The organism is Chryseomicrobium palamuruense (assembly GCF_042649045.1).
Taxonomy (GTDB): Bacteria; Bacillota; Bacilli; order Bacillales_A; family Planococcaceae; genus Chryseomicrobium; species Chryseomicrobium palamuruense.
Genome location: NZ_JBHSEF010000026.1, coordinates 59,057 through 76,217, shown reverse-complemented (window position 1 = coordinate 76,217; position 17,161 = coordinate 59,057). Strand labels below are relative to the sequence as shown.

Genomic DNA, 17,161 nt, shown 5'->3' with positions numbered 1-17,161 from the left:
GGTCGCAATTTCCTTCAAAAGACTGTAAACTGAAATGAGCAAGTTTTTGGAGGGATATTCGCGTGAATTCGTTCTTAGTCGTTGGGATTATTATATCTATTGTATGGTATTTTTATTTTAAAACAAAGCAATTCCGAACAGATTTACCGATTCGAAAAAAATGGTATGCTGCGAAAAGTGGAATCTGCATGGGCACGTTTGTTTTCTTATTCGGATTGAACTATCTATTCCTTTTTCCAGATACCATTACCTACATTGTAGTTGGACTGTTTCTAGTTTTAGGTGGGTATATGGCCTTCCATAATTTCAAAGCATCTAAGCACTATGGACAGTTTGTTCAAGAAGAATGGGAATTGAATCAATAAACAGAAGTAGACCGCCCGAATTTTTTTCCGGACGGTCTTTTTTAATGATCAAAGATTTGATAAGTAATGAGTGCTTTACCAGTGAGAACTTTATCGTTATACACTTCGACATCGACCTTCGCCATGCGTCGACTAAAATCAAGTACTTTCGTAATCACCTTTAAATGGGCATCGAGTGGAACAGGCTTTGTATGATAGACCGCCATGTTTTCCACGACACTCTCGACCCTCTTTCGCGAACGTAACGCTTGGGATCCCGCTTCCGTGATTACCGTCGTGAACGCGCCGTAGGACAGCGTCCCAAAATGATTGGTCATCTGCGGTGTCACTTGAAATTCAACAGCCGTTTTATCATCTGTAGCAATCGTCATTTGCGATTTGACGATGTCATCAATCGTTTCGCGATTTTGCGGTTGACGAGAAGAAGCTTGTAGAGCCTTTAAGACATCTTCCCTACTAATAATTCCTTGCAGTTTGTTGGCATCATTGACCACCGGGAGTAAGTCGATACTCTCCCATACCATTCGGTGACTGGCAGCCGCAACACTTGTCGTCAAGGAGATAACGATTGGATTTTTCGTCATGACTTTTTCGATTAGTTCATCACTTTCTGCATCCATCACATCCCGAGCGGTAACGACTCCTACTACATTGTCTTTCGCATCCACAACGGGGTAGCCACCATGGTTGGTCTCTGTATTCAGTTCACGGTAGTGCGATACCTTATCCGTGTGATGCAGATAAGCAGTCTGTTGCTTTGGAATATATATATCCTCTATCAATAACACATCTTTTTTAATCAGCTGATCGTCTATTGCCCGGTTGATCATTGTCGCAACCGTAAACGTGTCATAGCTCGTAGAAATCAACGGCAACTCCAATTCATCCGCTAGTCGTTTCGAAGCTTCGGGTACATCAAATCCACCTGTTACAAGTACGGCTGCACCTGCACGGAGTGCATGTTCATGAACTTTAAAACGGTTTCCAACGATCAATAAGTTTCCTGGGTCTACATAGCGCATCATATCATCGACTTGCATGGCACCAATGACAAACTTACTCAGCGATTTATGTAATCCTGACTTCCCACCAAGCACAAGTCCATCAACAATATTGACCACTTCCGCAAACGTCAATCGTTCGAAATTCTCTTTTCGTTTCACTTCAATCCGTATCGTTCCCACCCGTTCAATGGTGGAAACAATGCGACGATTTTCAGCTTCTTTGATGGCTCGGTACGCCGTGCCTTCACTGACCGATAATTCTTTCGCTATCTGCCGGACTGAAATTTTATCTCCAACAGGTAGCGATTCTATATAATTCAGTAATTGTTCATGTTTGGTTGACACAGTTGTTCACGCCCCATTACAGTGTTCCCTTCATCTTACCATAGTTCAACACAGGGGAAGTTAAAGTGACACGCGGTCTCCTGCTTTTAAAATTTGCACATCTGCATGTGAAACCAATCTCTTAAACTCTTCCGGATCTTGCTCGATCGGTTGGAATGTATTGTAGTGCATAGGCACAGTGATTTTTGGAGAAATCCATTCGACTGCACGTGCAGCATCCCGTGGTCCCATTGTAAAATTATCTCCTATTGGAACAAACGCAATATCGATGCCCTCTTCACCGATGAGTTTCATATCACTAAACAGTCCTGTGTCGCCTGCGTGATAAATCTTTGTGTCTTCAACAGTCAGAATAATTCCAGCTGGCATCCCTGTATAATGAACGGTTCCTTCCTCGTCTGTAAACGATGAGCTATGAAAGGCTTGCGTGTACTTCACATGCCCAAAGTCAAATGTACGTCCGCCCCCTATTCCCATGCCATGCGTCTCCACTCCTTGTGTTGCGAGATAATCAGCAAGTTCAAATGTTGCAATGACGAGCGCCTTATTCTCCTTAGCAAGTGCTATCGTATCTCCTACGTGATCATTGTGACCATGTGTTAATAAGATATGTGTCGGTTTCTCATTTTCTGGTTTTAAATCCCCTTGTCCATTTCCAGTTAAGAATGGATCAATTAAAATGGTAAAATCTCCTGTCGTGACTTTCACTACGGAATGTCCGTGATAACTAATATTCATTTGATTCCCTCCATTTTCAGATTTTACTGCCTATTTCAAATTGTACTATGATAGTATGAGAAATGGATAGTTAAACACTTAGGAGGTTATTGAGATGACAAAAATCACTCAGCTACAAGCTGTACTAAAAGAGCAGCAAGTCGATGCTGCTTTTATTACAACACCAGATAATGTCTTTTATTTCACAGGATTCAGAAGCAATCCGCACGAACGATTACTCGGCGTGTTTATTCCTGCTGAAGGCGAGTCCTTTTTGATTTGTCCGAAGATGGAAGTTCCAGATGCATCAGAAGTTTTTGACGGGAAAATTATCGGACATATGGATACAGAAAATGCATGGGACCTTCTTGTCTCCCAATTCACAGTGCCTGTAGCGAAACTTGCCATTGAAAAATCACATATGACCGTCGAGCGAAAAGAATTTTTAGAAGAGCGAATTCAAGGGGTTGCTTTATCAGCCATTGATGACAGAGTCACGGAAATGCGTTTGATTAAAACGGAAGTAGAACTCGTGCAACTGCGGAAAGCTGCAGAACTCGCGGATTATGCGATTGAAGAAGGGTGTCGATTGATTGCAGAAGGCAAAACAGAAATGGATATCTTAACAGCTGTCGAATCTGCGGTAAAAGCAAAAGGTGCAGAATCGATGTCGTTTAGTACGATGGTATTAAGTGGACCTAAGACGGCGTCTCCCCACGGGACACCTGGAAACCGTAAAATTCAAAAAGGCGATTTCGTATTATTTGATTTAGGGGTAGTTGTAGGGGGCTATTGTTCGGATATCACACGTACAGTCGCTTTTGGAGAACCCACACCGGAACAACGCGAAATTTATGAAACGGTACGACACGCAGAAGAAACAGCTGTCGCTTTAGTAAGACCAGGCGTTCTTGCAAAAGAATTAGATGCCGCGGCACGTAATGTAATTACGGAAGCAGGTTACGGAGACTTCTTCACGCATCGCCTTGGCCACGGACTTGGAATCTCCGTTCACGAGTATCCTTCCGTTCACGGAGAAAATGACCTCGCCTTACGAGAAGGAATGGTCTTCACCATCGAACCAGGCATTTACCATCCAGAAATCACGGGTGTTCGTATTGAAGACGATGTCGTCGTCACAAAAGACGGAGTTGAAGTCCTGACCAAATTTACGAAAGACCTGATTGTGCTTTAATTTTATTTGCATTTAGTGTTAACATCATGAAGCTCCCCCAAATCCTACGCTTTCCGAAGCGAGAATCCCCGAGCCTGCTCGTGGTTACCCAAAGTGGTATCCAGTTGCAAAGGCTAGAAACACACGTAAAAATCATTCGCTCCAGTAGAGGCAAAGAACGCCTCTTCTGGCCCGCCTGATCTTCACAGAGTTTCTGGACCAGCCTTTTCCACATTAAGGTTTGCGCTTTGCTCCCCACTGTGGGGTCTCGTGAATCCTCTGATGCTTCAGGAGTCTTCGGATTTGGAGAAGCTTCATTCTTTTACGTATAAAAATTTTATGAGTTCAACTGGTGGCCGATATAAACTGCCGCACAAGTGAGTAACCATGTAATCAACATATAACGGATGGAATAGTTCGTTGTCACGGCTTCTAATGCAAATGTCGAAACCGTGCCCAGTGAACCGCAGATTCCTGTAACAAAAAAAGCGAATACATTTCCCTCTTTCAGATAAGGAATGAGAAATCCTATACAAAGGGCAGCGAGTACATTGGCCGTAAGTGTGCCAAATGGAAATGTAACATTCCATCTGCTCAAGAGATACCGAAGAATAGCACCACATCCCCCGCCAAGAGCAACGAGTACAATGATTATGTCGTCTCGCCTCCTCTAAGAAGCATCCATTTGACAATTCCTACACTGCCAAGAAGTGTCAACAGAATATATCCCATTAAGAGAAGCCATTCTTCCGTTTGAAACAAAATCAATGAATCAAAGCTGAAGATAGACATCGTTGTAAATCCGCCAAAAAAACCCGTCATCCAAAACCGCTGAAAAAAGTTAGGCGATCGGTTTCGGTAGTGAAGATAAGCAATAGCAATTCCTGCACTACCAAGCCAGTTAACAAGAAGAGTGGATAGAGGAAATCCTGAACTCACCCCCGGGATGAGTAACAGGGGAATAGCACGTAGAATAGACCCGATGGCCCCACCTAAAAAAACTGCAAACATGAGACTCCTCCCTTCAAGTGAAAAAAAGACCGACTCGAGTGGAGTCAGTCTTACTTTTTTAAACCGTTGCCAATACGTCTTCTACATCCTTGTATTCAAGGCCTTGCGCATCTGCAACAGCTTGATACACACAGTGACCTGCAAGAGTATTTAACCCTTTACGTAGTGATGGATTGTCTACACATGCTTGTTTGTACCCTTTGTTTGCAATTTGAACTGCATAAGGAACTGTTGTGTTAGTCAGGGCAATGGTTGACGTACGTGGAACAGCTCCAGGCATATTTGCTACGGCGTAGTGAACCACGCCATGTTTAATGTATGTTGGGTCATCGTGAGTTGTAATTCGATCAGACGTCTCTAAAATACCACCTTGATCGATGGCAATATCAATCACCACAGAACCTGGGCTCATCGATTTAATCATCTCTTCGGATACTAATTTAGGAGCTTTCGCACCCGGGATCAATACAGCACCAATGACTAAGTCGGATTTCTTCAATGATTCCGCAATGTTATAAGGATTTGAAATCAACGTCTGTACGCTTGAACCGAACAAGTCATCCAGTTGACGCAGACGTTCCGGGCTTAAATCAATGATTGTGACATTTGCGCCAAGACCGACAGCCATTTTCGCTGCATTTGTTCCTGCGATTCCGCCGCCAATAATGGTTACGTTAGCGCGTTCAACCCCTGGTACACCCCCAAGAAGAATACCTTTTCCGCCGTTGATTTTTTCTAAATATTGTGCACCTAACTGTGTCGCCATGCGTCCTGCTACTTCACTCATTGGAGAAAGTAATGGAAGTGTATTGTTTGGTAATTGAACCGTTTCGTAGGCAATCGCGGTTACGTATTTCTCAAGTAAAACTGCTGTCAATTCTGGTTCAGGAGCTAAATGTAAATATGTAAATAAAATTTGGTTTGGTTGAATAAAATCATATTCAGAAGCAATAGGTTCTTTCACTTTCATGACCATTTCTTGCTGCCAAGCTTCTTGTGCTATAGCAACGATATGAGCACCTGCTTGTGTATAATCTTCATCAGTAAAGCTAGAGCCTAAACCTGCCCCGGATTGAATATATACTTCATGACCATTCGTTACAAGTGAAACTACACCTGCTGGTGTCATGGCAACACGGTTTTCATTGTTTTTGACTTCTGTTGGAACGCCGATTTTCATGAGTAAGTGCCTCCCTTTTCTTAAATCAAATCCATTTTAGCAAATGTGTCTAAAAAAAGCTTTAATTATTTTTTAGGAGGAATTTCAATTATCTTTTAGGTATACTTCTAAATTGTTTACAATTAAAAAAGGAGTTTTATCTTTTCATGTCGAAATAAGTAAGTGAATTCATTTTAAAGGAGGAAGGTAAAACATGGCCTTATCGTACAATGAAATTTTAGTTGCAGTAGATGGTTCGAAAGAAGCGGAATTAGCATTTAAAAAGTCAGTAGGCATTGCGGCCCGCAACAATGCAACTCTACACCTTGCCAATATTATTGATACACGTTCATTCGCATCTATCGAAGCGTATGACCGCTCGATTGCAGAACGGGCACAAAAGTTTGCTGAAGAACTTTTAGATGGCTACAAGCAAGAAGCAGAAAAACACGGTGTCGAAAAAGTACATGTACTTGTTGAATATGGTTCCCCTAAAACCATCATTTCAAAGGACCTTGCAACAAAAGTCAATGCAGACTTAATCATCGTAGGGGCAACTGGTTTAAATGCAGTAGAACGTTTCTTAATTGGTAGTGTTTCTGAAAACATTGTACGCACATCAAAATGTGATGTACTAGTCGTTCGTACTGACGCTCCATACGATGACGAATAAGTTATCAGGTAGTGGAACAACAGATATTTATGAAGCCCTCACTAAAAGACACCTGATATAATCGTCAGGTGTCTTTGCTTATGTTATAAATTCGCTACACGAACTGTGTCGCGGACAATCATAATTTCTTCGTTCGTTGGGATGACAAGGACCTTGACTGGTGAATGAGGATAATTAATTGCCGTCTCTTTTCCGATCTGTTTATTTAGCTCGTGATCCATATAGACCCCCATAAACTGTAGTCCTTGTAAAACTTTCGAACGCACAATTGCACTATTTTCTCCAATTCCAGCTGTGAAAATGATTGCATCGACACCGTTCATGCGCGCTGCGTAGGAACCAATGTATTTGTGAATACGATTCGCAAATACATCCAATGCCAGTTGCGCACGGTCATTGCCTTTCTCTGCTTCTTCCACGATATCTCGTAAATCACTTGAAAAACCAGAGACGCCAAGCATTCCCGACTTCTTATTCAAAATATCCAGGACTTGTTCAGCATCTAGTCCCGTTTTCTCCATTAAAAATGGAATTAATGCAGGGTCAATGTTTCCTGAACGTGTACCCATGGTGACACCAGCAAGAGGTGTGAAGCCCATAGATGTATCAATGGATTTTCCGTATTGAATCGCAGCAATACTTGCCCCGTTTCCAAGGTGACACGAAATGAAGCGCGTCGTTTCAATTGGACGGTTTAATAGTTCCGCTGCGCGTTCGGAGACGTATTTATGAGAGGTTCCATGGAAACCATATTTACGAATACCATATTTTTCATAATACGAATACGGAATTGAATAGAGGAATGAACTCTCAGGCATCGTTTGATGGAATGCCGTATCAAATACAGCAACTGCAGGGACATCAGGTAAAGCTTCTTTGAAACTGACAATTCCCGTGATGTTGGCTGGATTATGCAAAGGAGCAAGTTCAGATAACTCGTTCAGCTTATCGATAATTTGATCTGTTATCATGACCGAATCACTATATACTTCCCCGCCGTGCACAACACGGTGGCCAATGCCGTGTATGTCATGAAGTGAGCGGATAGCCCCCGTCTCAACCAACGAGTCCATTAAGAATTGGACGGCTACGTGATGATTTGGGATCTTCTCTAACTTTTTTGTTTTGTGGTCGTCCACTGTTACGGTGATAAAGGAATCCGTCAGTCCGATTCTCTCAATCAGACCTTTGGCGACAATTCGCTCTTCAGGGACACGAACGAGTTGAAATTTTAGGGATGAACTCCCCGCATTGATAGCGAGTATATTATGCATCGAATCTTCCTCTCCGACCTGTTTGTTTCATTTTACTTCCACCTGCGTACTTTTTCAAAAAACAACTCCATACCTTTCCGGTTAGAAAGAGTCGGCACTTGGGCAAGTAGTACATCCTTTTTAGGTAGTGTCATCTGAGTGTCTTTACGTAGGATGATGAGCGCTTTAGCCGCTGATTTGTTTTTAAACAATGCCTCCGGAAGTTGGAATACTGCTTCAAGTCTTCCTTGCGTGGATATTAATTGATGTAAATTTTGGGCTTCAGGCGAAGAAAACAGATCTGCTGGGACTAAGAAGAATAGTTGCCCACCTTCTTTTGTATACTGAAAGCTCTGCTCAATAAACAAGTGATGCGCGTACGCATGTTTTTGATTGCCCCTTAGCTGGAACGTATCAGCATGCGCATCATCTGGATAGAAACCTACTGGTAAGTCACTAATAATAAAATCAACAGGATCCAGTAAAAATGGTCTCAGAGAGTCTTGCAAGAATATTTCAATTGGTTGATTTAAAATCTCAGCTGTTTGAGAGGCTAATTGAACGAGGAGCTCATCCACCTCACTACCATAGAGCTGTACATCTCCGTTAAGATGGTTGGCTACTGTAAATAACAAATTTCCCGTTCCAATCGCCGGATCAAATAGGCGAACATTTCCTTTTCCATCTGCAAGTTCTTGAACTAGAAATGCCATGATCATTCCAAGAGAATCGGGTGTCATTTGGTGGTTTGGTTGCGAAGATTTTCGCATGCCTTTTAAAATTGCCAATTGAATCGCGCGTCGTTTTTCTTCTTTTGTCGCTTCAATGATTGGACATTCCTCAGCTCCTGATAACCATCGTTCTAAACCGTAGACGATTCCCTCTAAATATGTTCCATGACCTGTTTGTTCAATTTGTTCTGCTGCTTGATTTAATTGTTCAAAATATTTTTCTACTGCGTGCATAATAGGCTCCTTTTGTGCAAACCGAAAAGATGCCCACTTCTAGGAAGTGGGCATTCTTCTTACTTGCTTGCTGCTTGCTTTACAGCTTCTACTGCTTTTTCATAATCTGGATGGTCCGTTCCCTCAGAAACGTATTCTACGTAAGTGACCTTATCATCTGCGTCTACGACGAAAATGGAACGAGCAAGAAGTCGAAGTTCTTTCATTGTCACGCCGTATGCTTCTCCAAACGACAGATCGCGGTGATCAGATAACGTACGAACCGCATCGACTTCATTTGCACCACACCAGCGCTTCTGGGCGAATGGAAGATCGACAGAAATCGTTAAAATTTCTACATTTTCACCCATGCTTGCCGCTTCACTATTAAATTTGTTCGTCTGCGTTGAGCAAACACCTGTATCAAGTGAAGGTACGACACTGATTAAACGAACTTTGCCTTTTGAGTCGGCAAGCGTCACCTCAGATAAATCATTGGCAAGTACTTTGAAGTCTGGTGCTGTATCGCCAACTTTCACTTCATTTGTTGGTAAAGTTATTGAATTTCCTTTGAATGTCACTTTTGCCACGTATAACAGCCTCCTTTGGTTTCCTGTACTCATCTTACTGTACAGGGTTTGGTTGGTGCAACTGATTCGCCACGACAAACTGCTGATAGTCTTGTTCATGAAGAACCAAAGTATCCGCCACATAATCATGAATTGCTTGTTTTTTAGGAGTGAATCCGACAATGATGTACGGTAGATTGAAAGGAATAACAGATAAAATGCGTCCTATTGTCTCACGAAAAACAATAGTAACAAAGGACGGTTTCTGCTTAGACAAGTCTACTACCCGTATCCCAACAATCATCTTTCCAAGTGTTTGCTGGAAGAAATACGTCATCAATGTAAAGTAAGTGTAAAAAATCACAACCGATACGATTGTAATGGGTGCATACCAAATCGTCGCAGAAAGATCTAAATCAACGAGCCGAAAAATTGGGCGTACAAGTAACCACCCGATACTTGTGATGATCAACAAGTCTATCACATATGCCCACAATCGAATCCAAAATCCAGCGTATTTTGGTTGAAACGTCGTTTCCATAGGTAGTCCTCCTTACTGTTCACCATATAGATACATCATTCTCGGTGCTTGATTATCAGAAATCAATTTAGAGATAACCATTGTTTCTAGATCAAACCCTAAGAACGAAGCCGCTTTGACACCTAGTAATGAACTTAAGCTTTGAGAAGATGTATATTCAAACACTTCTGCATTTGGCAAGTCAAGATCTGTTTTCAGTGCAGCGATGACGTCTTCTTCAAATCCATAATCATCTGCAAGATTTGCTTCTACAGCTTGACGACCATTTAGTATACGGCCATCTGCCACTTTTCGCACATCGGCTTCAGACATCCCTCGCCCTTCCGCAATAATTCGAACGAACTCTTCATACGAATCGTTGATCATTTCTTGAAGCATCGCTTGTTCTTCAGGTAACATATCTCGAGATGGACTTAAAATATCTTTATATGGACCTGTTTTAATAGTTACAAATTCGACACCGTATTTCTCTGCCAAATCACCGTAATTCACACTTTGTAAAATAACGCCTATCGACCCTGTCATCGTCTCACGCATGACAAAAATTTTGTCAGCAGGTGCTGCAATATAGTAACCACCTGATGCGGCCATTCCGCCCATCGATACATAGATCGGCTTATCTGTTTCTTCTTTAATCTTCATTAAATCTTTATAAATCTCTGCAGATTCCACGACACCACCACCTGGTGAGTCGACAGCTAACACAATCCCTTTCACTGTCGGATCATCTTTCGCTTCTTCTAATTGCTTTAAAAAGAAGGAGTGGTTATATCCTTCAGTGGCAAATAAACTCGTAGCAGCGCCAGTATCTTGAATGACTCCATCTACTCTTAAGACGGCAATGCGGTTAGATGCATTCCCTTCTTCAACAACTTTCACACTTAAATTTTCTGACACGGCAGAGTCATAATCCTCAAGCCACGCTGTCCAGTCCGTCGTAAAAGCGGCTGAAGCTGCATTGACTAAGACCGATACGCCTACTAAAACGGCAGCAATTCCAAGTGCTACCCAACGTTTCACATTCATTCTATGTTCCTCCTTCATGTTGTCTCTTTATTCTTTACGTAAAACATGCAGAAATGTTTCATCCGATGTACACTAACTATAGTATTACCTTGCGAAAGGGGTCAATCCAATGAAACAACGCAATGCGTTATATATTTATGCGAAAAATGATGAGGCTTCCCAAAAAATACGAAAAGAGCTCGGTACAGCCATTGACGCTCAAGGACTTCAAGTAGTCGGTTCTCCTGAAGAGGCTTCAATCATTGTCAGTGTCGGTTCTGACGGATCTTTTCTACAAGCTGTTCGGAAAACCGGATTTAGACAGGATGTATTGTATGCCGGTATTTCTACGTCTGGCATTCTCGCGATGTATTGCGACTTTTTATTAGAAGAACTCCATTTTCCTGATATGACAGATGCCATCATTCAGGACCGTGTCGAAGTACGTAAATACCCGATTATCGAAGTCTCCATAAATGAAGAACCTAAATTTTATTGCCTCAATGAATTTTCGATACGTTCCAACATTATGAAGACGATTGCTATGGATGTAAAAATTGATGGAACACTCTTTGAAACATTCCGCGGTGATGGCCTGGTAGTCTCCACACCAACTGGTAGTTCTGCGTATAACAAATCCCTTCATGGGGCCGTAGTGGATCCGCAACTTCCTTGCTTCCAAGTAACAGAAGTCGCTTCCATGAATAATAATGAATTCCGTTCACTGGGTTCACCGTTTATTTTAAGCGGAAATCGTTCACTTCGCTTAGAGCTTCATGAAGACTGGAATGACTACCCTACAATGTCGACGGACAATGAAGCGTTATCCATCCAACACGTCAATTCGATTGATATCCGATTAAGCGAGCATGTCGTAAAGACCGTCAAATTAAAAGATAATAGCTATTGGGAAAAAGTAAAGCGCTCATTTTTATAATGAGCGCTTTACTTGTATGAACTTGGAGATAGAAAATAACAGTAAAGCTATCCAAATAAAGCTAAATCCAACCCATTCCTTTGATGAAAAAGGTTCATTATAGAGAACAACGCCTAAAATGAGCATCATTGTAGGTGCTATGTACTGAATAAATCCGGATAAATAAAGGGGGATCGATTTTGTTCCACTTGCATACAACAACAATGGTAAGGCTGTGGCAATCCCTGAAAGCATTAATAGTAGAACAGTCAATATGTCCGAGTCAACGAACTGAAGGGAATCTTGAGAAAATAAATACACAAGATAAAGAAAAGCAATCGGTAACACAAAGAATGTTTCAATTGAAAGTCCAGTGATAGCACCGACTTTCGCTTGTTTTTTAATCAGTCCATAAAACGCAAATGTACTGGCTAGTATAAGTGAAATCCATGGAAGTTGTCCATACGTGACTGTTAAAATCACAACACCTGCTGCAGCGATGCCTACGGCTATTTTTTGAGCATCAGCTAATCGTTCACCGAGAAATAGGATCCCTAATAACACAGAGAAAAGAGGATTAATATAGTACCCTAGACTTGTTTGGACGAGCTCTCCTGCATTGACAGCAAAGATAAACGTAAACCAGTTGGCAGTAATGAGGTACGAAGCAATCATCAGACTAAAGAATGCTTTCTTATCCGTCCATAGTTCGTGAAGGTCACGTTTTAATTTGGGGACATCACGTAATACGAAAATGAGTAACAAGGTAAAGATAAACGACCAAACGACGCGGCTTGCTAAGATTTCATCGCTCGAAATGTGAGCGACAGTTTTCCAGTAAATCGGCATAAGTCCCCATAAAACATAGGCAAGGAAAACATGTAGGATTCCTTTTAACTCTTTATTCATAAGCGGTATCCTCTATTAATTTTCTTTTTCGAAATAATGAATTCAGTGTAGCACTTTGTCGAACTTAAGTAAATTACAGAGAACGAAAAGAAACTCGAAGAAATCACCTAAGTGATCCTTCGAGTCATTTAATTACTGTTGACGCCCGTTATTTAATTGTTGTTCAGCCATTTGAACTAAACGTTTTGTGATCTCGCCACCAACTGAACCGTTGGCACGTGAAGTAGCGTCTGCTCCTAACTGTACGCCAAACTCTTGAGCAATCTCATACTTCATTTGTTCAAGGGCTTGTTTTGCACCAGGAACCGCTAATTTATTGGAGTTGTTGTTGTTTGCCATGTTTGTCACCTCCTTGTGCCTATAGAATGACCCTTTTGTCTTCATTCATACATGCAGCAAGGTGGTAATTTTTTCTTTTATAAAAGATTGTCGAACGGTTTTGTTTCTTTCTTTTCTGGGAAGCGATAGACATCTCGGTTTGCCACCGCTTTTTCAGCCATTTCATCGAATGCCTCAAAGCTTTCGTAAAACTGCACTTTTTCAAGTTTTGGTTTTGTTTTCGGGGAACTTGGAACGAAAATCGTGCAGCAGTCTTCAAAAGGCAAAATGGATGTTTCATACGTCCCAATTTCTTGTGCCAGTCGAATGATCGTCGTTTTATCTTCTGCAATAAGCGGCCGAAGGATTGGTGTCGAAGTCACTTCATTAATGGCCGTTAACGATTCAAGTGTCTGACTTGCCACTTGGCCTAAGCTCTCTCCAGTAACAATTGCAAGTGCCCCAATATCTTCTCGCACCTGGTCTGCAATTTTCAGCATTAAACGACGAGTTGTCGTCATCGAGACATTTTTAGGAATTTGTTGCTGAATAGCTTCTTGAATTTCTGTAAACGGAATGACATGTAAACGAACGGTAGCACCAAAATGACTTAGTTTTTCTGCGAGCATTTTTACTTTATCCAGCGACCGTTCGCTTGTATAAGGTGGACTATGAAAGTGAATTGCGTCGAGACGCACGCCACGCTTTAGCATTTGATAGCCAGCAACCGGACTATCAATCCCTCCTGATAACATGAGAAGTGATCGTCCGTTCGAACCGACAGGCATTCCTCCTGCGCCTTGAATCGTTTGTGCAGAGATATACGCTCCCTCTTTCAAAATCTCAATGCGCACCGTATAATCGGGATTTTTCATTTGTGCTTTTAAACCCTCAAATTTTCGCAGGACTTGGCTGGCAACCAAGTGTTGAATTTCGTTGGTCTCCAGTGGAAAACTCTTATCCGAGCGCTTGACCGTAACTTTAAACGTTTTACCCGTCAACTCGATTTCCGATAAAATATCGATTGCAACATTCGCAATTGCGTCAATGTCTTTTTCAGCGTAAGCAACTGGACTGAACGATTGAATGCCAAATACAGTAGGCAATCGTTTCAGCAACGTCTGCATATCTTCTTCAGAAGTCGTTCGCAAGAACATTCGGTCCCGTTCTGCTTGCAACTTCAGTGTCGGTACATCTTCAAATGAAAATCGAATGTTGTCACGTAAACGATTGGTAAATTGTCTGCGGTTTCTACCTTTTGTTGAAAGCTCGCCGTAACGTATTAATAGTTTGTCCCACTTCATGATTTTACATTCCTCTCTAATTGCTTCATCACGTGTGTGAAATGAAGTTTAAATTGCTCGATTTCCTCTATACTCGTATGTTTACCTGTACTAATGCGAATGACGCCATCAATTAATTCTGAGTGCAGATTCATCGCTTCAAGTACATGGCTCGTTCCTTTTTTCTTAGACGAACAGGCACTACTTGTCGAAACGTATATTTCTCTTTTCTCCAGTGCGTTAACGAGGACCTCGCCTTTTACACCACGAACAGCTACTGTCAAAATGTGTGGGGCTGAAATGTCGGGTGTAAGAATATTCACAGCAGATAGCTCTTCGAAAAATTTACGTAATTCTTTTTGAAGCATATCTAAGTGTTTAAAAGTGGCTTGTTGTTCATTCGCAGCTAAACGCATGGATTTTGCTGTCGACACGGCTTGAGCTACCGGTGTCGTTCCGCTGCGGTGTCCATGTTCTTGACCACCTCCATGAATATAGGGAGGAAGTGTGATGTGATTGCGACTAGCTGCCACGCCTGACCCTTTAATGCCATGGAATTTGTGACTTGATAGTGTAATCCAATCAACTGGATACTTATCAAAATCAACCTGCAGTTTTCCGTAGCTCTGTACCGCATCCATATGGATTATTGCACGGCTTTTGGTTCGAATGATATCAATGGAATCCACAATTGGTTGAATGGTGCCTATCTCATTATTTACATGTTGTATTGAAACGAGAATGGTATCGTTCCGAACTTTTCTATCTAAATCCGCTAAACAAACCTGTCCATTCGAATCCACAGCTATCCATTCTACATCAAATCCTTCATTTTGTAGAACTTTGGCTGTCTCTAAAACGGATGGATGCTCGACAGAAGATACAAGTATATGCTTTCCTCTTGATTTTGTAGCAATCTCCGCCCCCCTGAGGACATAGTTGTTACCTTCCGTCCCACCAGAAGTGAAAATGACCGATTTTGACGGTGTTTTTAATAAAGTAGCTACTTGCTCCCGTGCACGTTCAAGTAAGTTCGCAGCCTGGTCGCCTCCTTTATGGATGGAGGCCGGATTGAACCAGTAGTCTTCGTTGACGGCTAGAAATGTTTGCAAAATAGCAGCATCCGGTTTAGTCGTAGCACTATGATCTAAATAAATCAATGTGCGCATCTCCTCTCCAATAGAAAGAGCCGCCTCGAAAGGCAGCTCCCCTTTAATTGTCCCATTGTTTTTCTTTCATCATCTTTTGAATCTTTTTCAATGCACCCGGCTCGGCTTGTTCAACAGCAATACCAGCTTCTTCGAGTGCTTTGTTATACCGTTTTTGTCGGAAAGCGTGCTCTGCTTCCAATAGTTTAACATGAACGGCCGTATTCGTCGTGCGGTAACGATTTCCGTATTGAATGATGCGTTCGACAAGCATTGCGTTTTCAAGCATTTCTTGTGCTTTTGCTTGAGCTTCTCCCACTGAAACTTCTGCATTTTTTAAATGCTGGTCAATAGCTGTCATGTTAAGTGGAACTTCTGATAAGCTGCGTTCCACAACAAAGATATGCTCTTCCGCCTCTTCAAAACGGACATCAATCTCTTCTGGGATTCCCGGAAGGTTTGCTTTATGTAAGCTTCGTTCTATCGTGTGCAATTTCTTCTTTAATTCGACAATTTTCGCCCGTGAGCTATTCTCATCGATGCGAAGATTCTTCAAACGATTATGGAATTCCGATTGGATTTCGTCCTGTTGCCCAACCACTTGCTCAATCTCACGAAGTTCTTCTTCTAAAGAAGAATACGCTGATTGCTCTTCTCCTAAACGCGTTTGGACAAGCATAAGTTTAGATTCAGCCGAATTTAATGATTCCATGCACTTGACTGGAATCGCCAGCTGTTCATCCGAAAGATGATAATTCTGCTGTACATAACTTGCTTCTTCTTGGGCGGTAAGTGTTTGTCTTTTTATTACATCCAATCGTTCAGCAATGGCCAAATGTTGTTGATCGACAAACGATCTTGCTGTCACTTCTTTTTCAAGTAAGTCATAGAACGAGTCGAGTTCATCTTTCATTTCTTCCATGCGCTGTTTCGCAGGACCAACAGATAATTCACTTAAACTTGTTTTTAGCTGAGACAGCTCTTGCTCGATCCCATCAAGCTTTGTCGTAATGCTTAAATGCTCTAAATAATAGCCTTGTGATTCCATTTCATTTTTACCCATTCGCAGTTCATGGATGGTCGATGGAATTTTTGTTGAAACTTCGGATAACAGCGTGGGTATGTCATGTAGTTTCGGGAAGAGTTGATCGCTCTTTTCCTTTAGTCGCATAACAACTTCTCGTGCACTCATGTAGTTCCCTGTAGCAGTTAACTCATTGTACTCTTGAATTTCAGGCTGATAGCTTTCAAGTTCTCGCTCTAAAGCCGGTAATGCTTCTCCGAACGAGTACTGATGTGCAAGAACCGTTTTGCGAGCGGAACGGTATTGTTCTTGGATCTGTTCCATTTCAATCCGATTCTTTTCTTCACTGCCGATTAGGTTGTTGAGTTCTTCTAAAATAGCATTCATCTTTTGCTCTGCTGTATGTAAGATTTCTTTCACTTGCTCTTCGATTTGAGTCGCTTTCCCGTAACGGAGCTTATCAATATATTCTTCTGCATCGAAAAGCATTGTATCGACTTGAGGAATGTCATGATCCATGACGTCATTCCAAGAAGCTCTCCATCGTTCGAACATTTCTTCCGTTTGCCCGTTCATGTTCAGCTGCTTGACTTTTGTCATTTCCTCTAAAATCGGTTTGTGCTGAATTTGTAATTTCTGATGATCTAAATCACTTATAATGGCATTGTGTTTTCTTCGAAAAATAAGAATAACGGCAATTGCCACAACGATTACAAGTAATATTGGGATAACAAATTCCATTATAAGCCCCCTGTTCCATTGTCAAACGCTTCAATTACTTCTAGTTTAACATGTTATGTTAA

19 protein-coding genes are annotated in these 17,161 nt (G+C 41.7%); 4 read left to right on the top strand and 15 right to left on the bottom strand.

The window, feature by feature from the left end:
• Nucleotides 1-62: 62 nt before the first annotated feature.
• A complete protein-coding gene (locus ACFO0S_RS12745) occupies nucleotides 63-365 on the top strand; it encodes a YtpI family protein (RefSeq protein ID WP_378142479.1) in 303 nt (100 codons plus the stop codon).
• 41 nt (nucleotides 366-406) lie between these two features.
• On the opposite strand, the gene ACFO0S_RS12740 is transcribed toward ACFO0S_RS12745, so the two are convergent.
• Both ACFO0S_RS12740 and ACFO0S_RS12735 read right to left on the bottom strand, forming a co-directional pair.
• Nucleotides 407-1,714, bottom strand: a complete 1,308-nt coding sequence (locus ACFO0S_RS12740) for a DRTGG domain-containing protein (RefSeq protein ID WP_378142478.1) — start codon at nucleotides 1,712-1,714, stop codon at nucleotides 407-409.
• A gap of 60 nt (nucleotides 1,715-1,774) precedes the next feature.
• A complete protein-coding gene (locus ACFO0S_RS12735; RefSeq protein ID WP_378142477.1) occupies nucleotides 1,775-2,452 on the bottom strand; it encodes a metal-dependent hydrolase in 678 nt (225 codons plus the stop codon).
• Between the two features lie 94 nt (nucleotides 2,453-2,546).
• Here ACFO0S_RS12735 and ACFO0S_RS12730 point away from each other — a divergent pair, with 94 nt between their 5' ends.
• Nucleotides 2,547-3,626: a M24 family metallopeptidase gene (locus ACFO0S_RS12730; RefSeq protein ID WP_378142476.1), complete on the top strand. Its 1,080-nt coding sequence runs from the start codon at nucleotides 2,547-2,549 to the stop codon at nucleotides 3,624-3,626.
• Nucleotides 3,627-3,942: 316 nt separating this feature from the next.
• On the opposite strand, the gene ACFO0S_RS12725 is transcribed toward ACFO0S_RS12730, so the two are convergent.
• The 3 genes from ACFO0S_RS12725 to ald are packed head-to-tail and all read right to left on the bottom strand — an operon-like array spanning nucleotide 3,943 to nucleotide 5,796.
• Entirely contained in the window at nucleotides 3,943-4,254 is a 312-nt protein-coding gene (locus tag ACFO0S_RS12725; RefSeq protein WP_378142791.1) for a fluoride efflux transporter FluC, read from the bottom strand.
• Nucleotides 4,255-4,256: 2 nt separating this feature from the next.
• Nucleotides 4,257-4,616 (bottom strand): fluoride efflux transporter FluC, encoded by a 360-nt coding sequence (locus tag ACFO0S_RS12720; protein WP_378142475.1) that lies wholly within the window; start codon nucleotides 4,614-4,616, stop codon nucleotides 4,257-4,259.
• Between the two features lie 58 nt (nucleotides 4,617-4,674).
• Entirely contained in the window at nucleotides 4,675-5,796 is a 1,122-nt protein-coding gene (ald, locus tag ACFO0S_RS12715) for an alanine dehydrogenase (protein WP_378142474.1), read from the bottom strand.
• Nucleotides 5,797-5,989: 193 nt separating this feature from the next.
• Between ald and ACFO0S_RS12710 the strand changes: the two genes are divergently transcribed.
• Nucleotides 5,990-6,448 carry a universal stress protein gene (locus ACFO0S_RS12710; protein WP_378142473.1) on the top strand — a complete coding sequence of 153 codons (459 nt, stop codon included), beginning with the start codon at nucleotides 5,990-5,992 and terminating at the stop codon, nucleotides 6,446-6,448.
• Between the two features lie 83 nt (nucleotides 6,449-6,531).
• Here the strand turns inward: ACFO0S_RS12710 and ACFO0S_RS12705 are convergent, their stop codons facing one another.
• The 5 genes from ACFO0S_RS12705 to sppA are packed head-to-tail and all read right to left on the bottom strand — an operon-like array spanning nucleotide 6,532 to nucleotide 10,781.
• Nucleotides 6,532-7,722 carry an acetate kinase gene (locus tag ACFO0S_RS12705; protein ID WP_378142472.1) on the bottom strand — a complete coding sequence of 397 codons (1,191 nt, stop codon included), beginning with the start codon at nucleotides 7,720-7,722 and terminating at the stop codon, nucleotides 6,532-6,534.
• 32 nt (nucleotides 7,723-7,754) lie between these two features.
• Nucleotides 7,755-8,666: a class I SAM-dependent methyltransferase gene (locus tag ACFO0S_RS12700; RefSeq protein WP_378142471.1), complete on the bottom strand. Its 912-nt coding sequence runs from the start codon at nucleotides 8,664-8,666 to the stop codon at nucleotides 7,755-7,757.
• Nucleotides 8,667-8,725: 59 nt separating this feature from the next.
• Entirely contained in the window at nucleotides 8,726-9,235 is a 510-nt protein-coding gene (tpx, locus tag ACFO0S_RS12695) for a thiol peroxidase (protein WP_378142470.1), read from the bottom strand.
• A gap of 34 nt (nucleotides 9,236-9,269) precedes the next feature.
• Nucleotides 9,270-9,755 (bottom strand): RDD family protein, encoded by a 486-nt coding sequence (locus ACFO0S_RS12690; RefSeq protein WP_378142469.1) that lies wholly within the window; start codon nucleotides 9,753-9,755, stop codon nucleotides 9,270-9,272.
• 12 nt (nucleotides 9,756-9,767) lie between these two features.
• Entirely contained in the window at nucleotides 9,768-10,781 is a 1,014-nt protein-coding gene (sppA, locus tag ACFO0S_RS12685) for a signal peptide peptidase SppA (protein WP_378142468.1), read from the bottom strand.
• 109 nt (nucleotides 10,782-10,890) lie between these two features.
• Between sppA and ACFO0S_RS12680 the strand changes: the two genes are divergently transcribed.
• Complete coding sequence (locus ACFO0S_RS12680) at nucleotides 10,891-11,697, top strand: NAD kinase (protein WP_378142467.1); 807 nt, start codon at nucleotides 10,891-10,893, stop codon at nucleotides 11,695-11,697.
• Here ACFO0S_RS12680 and rarD read toward each other — a convergent pair.
• The 5 genes from rarD to ezrA form a co-directional block, all read right to left on the bottom strand.
• Nucleotides 11,692-12,585: an EamA family transporter RarD gene (rarD, locus tag ACFO0S_RS12675; protein ID WP_378142466.1), complete on the bottom strand. Its 894-nt coding sequence runs from the start codon at nucleotides 12,583-12,585 to the stop codon at nucleotides 11,692-11,694. The two genes, ACFO0S_RS12680 and rarD, sit on opposite strands and share 6 nt — an antisense overlap.
• Nucleotides 12,586-12,717: 132 nt before the next feature.
• The gene (locus ACFO0S_RS12670; protein WP_378142465.1) at nucleotides 12,718-12,924 is read right to left on the bottom strand and encodes a small, acid-soluble spore protein, alpha/beta type; all 207 of its coding nucleotides are present in this window, start codon (nucleotides 12,922-12,924) and stop codon (nucleotides 12,718-12,720) included.
• A gap of 77 nt (nucleotides 12,925-13,001) precedes the next feature.
• A complete protein-coding gene (thiI, locus tag ACFO0S_RS12665; RefSeq protein WP_378142464.1) occupies nucleotides 13,002-14,207 on the bottom strand; it encodes a tRNA uracil 4-sulfurtransferase ThiI in 1,206 nt (401 codons plus the stop codon).
• On the bottom strand, nucleotides 14,204-15,355 hold the full coding sequence (locus tag ACFO0S_RS12660; protein ID WP_378142463.1) for a cysteine desulfurase family protein: 1,152 nt from the start codon (nucleotides 15,353-15,355) through the stop codon (nucleotides 14,204-14,206). The genes thiI and ACFO0S_RS12660 overlap by 4 nt, the downstream gene beginning before the upstream one ends.
• Before the next feature lie 43 nt (nucleotides 15,356-15,398).
• On the bottom strand, nucleotides 15,399-17,099 hold the full coding sequence (gene ezrA / locus ACFO0S_RS12655; RefSeq protein ID WP_378142462.1) for a septation ring formation regulator EzrA: 1,701 nt from the start codon (nucleotides 17,097-17,099) through the stop codon (nucleotides 15,399-15,401).
• Between the last annotated feature and the right edge of the window lie 62 nt (nucleotides 17,100-17,161).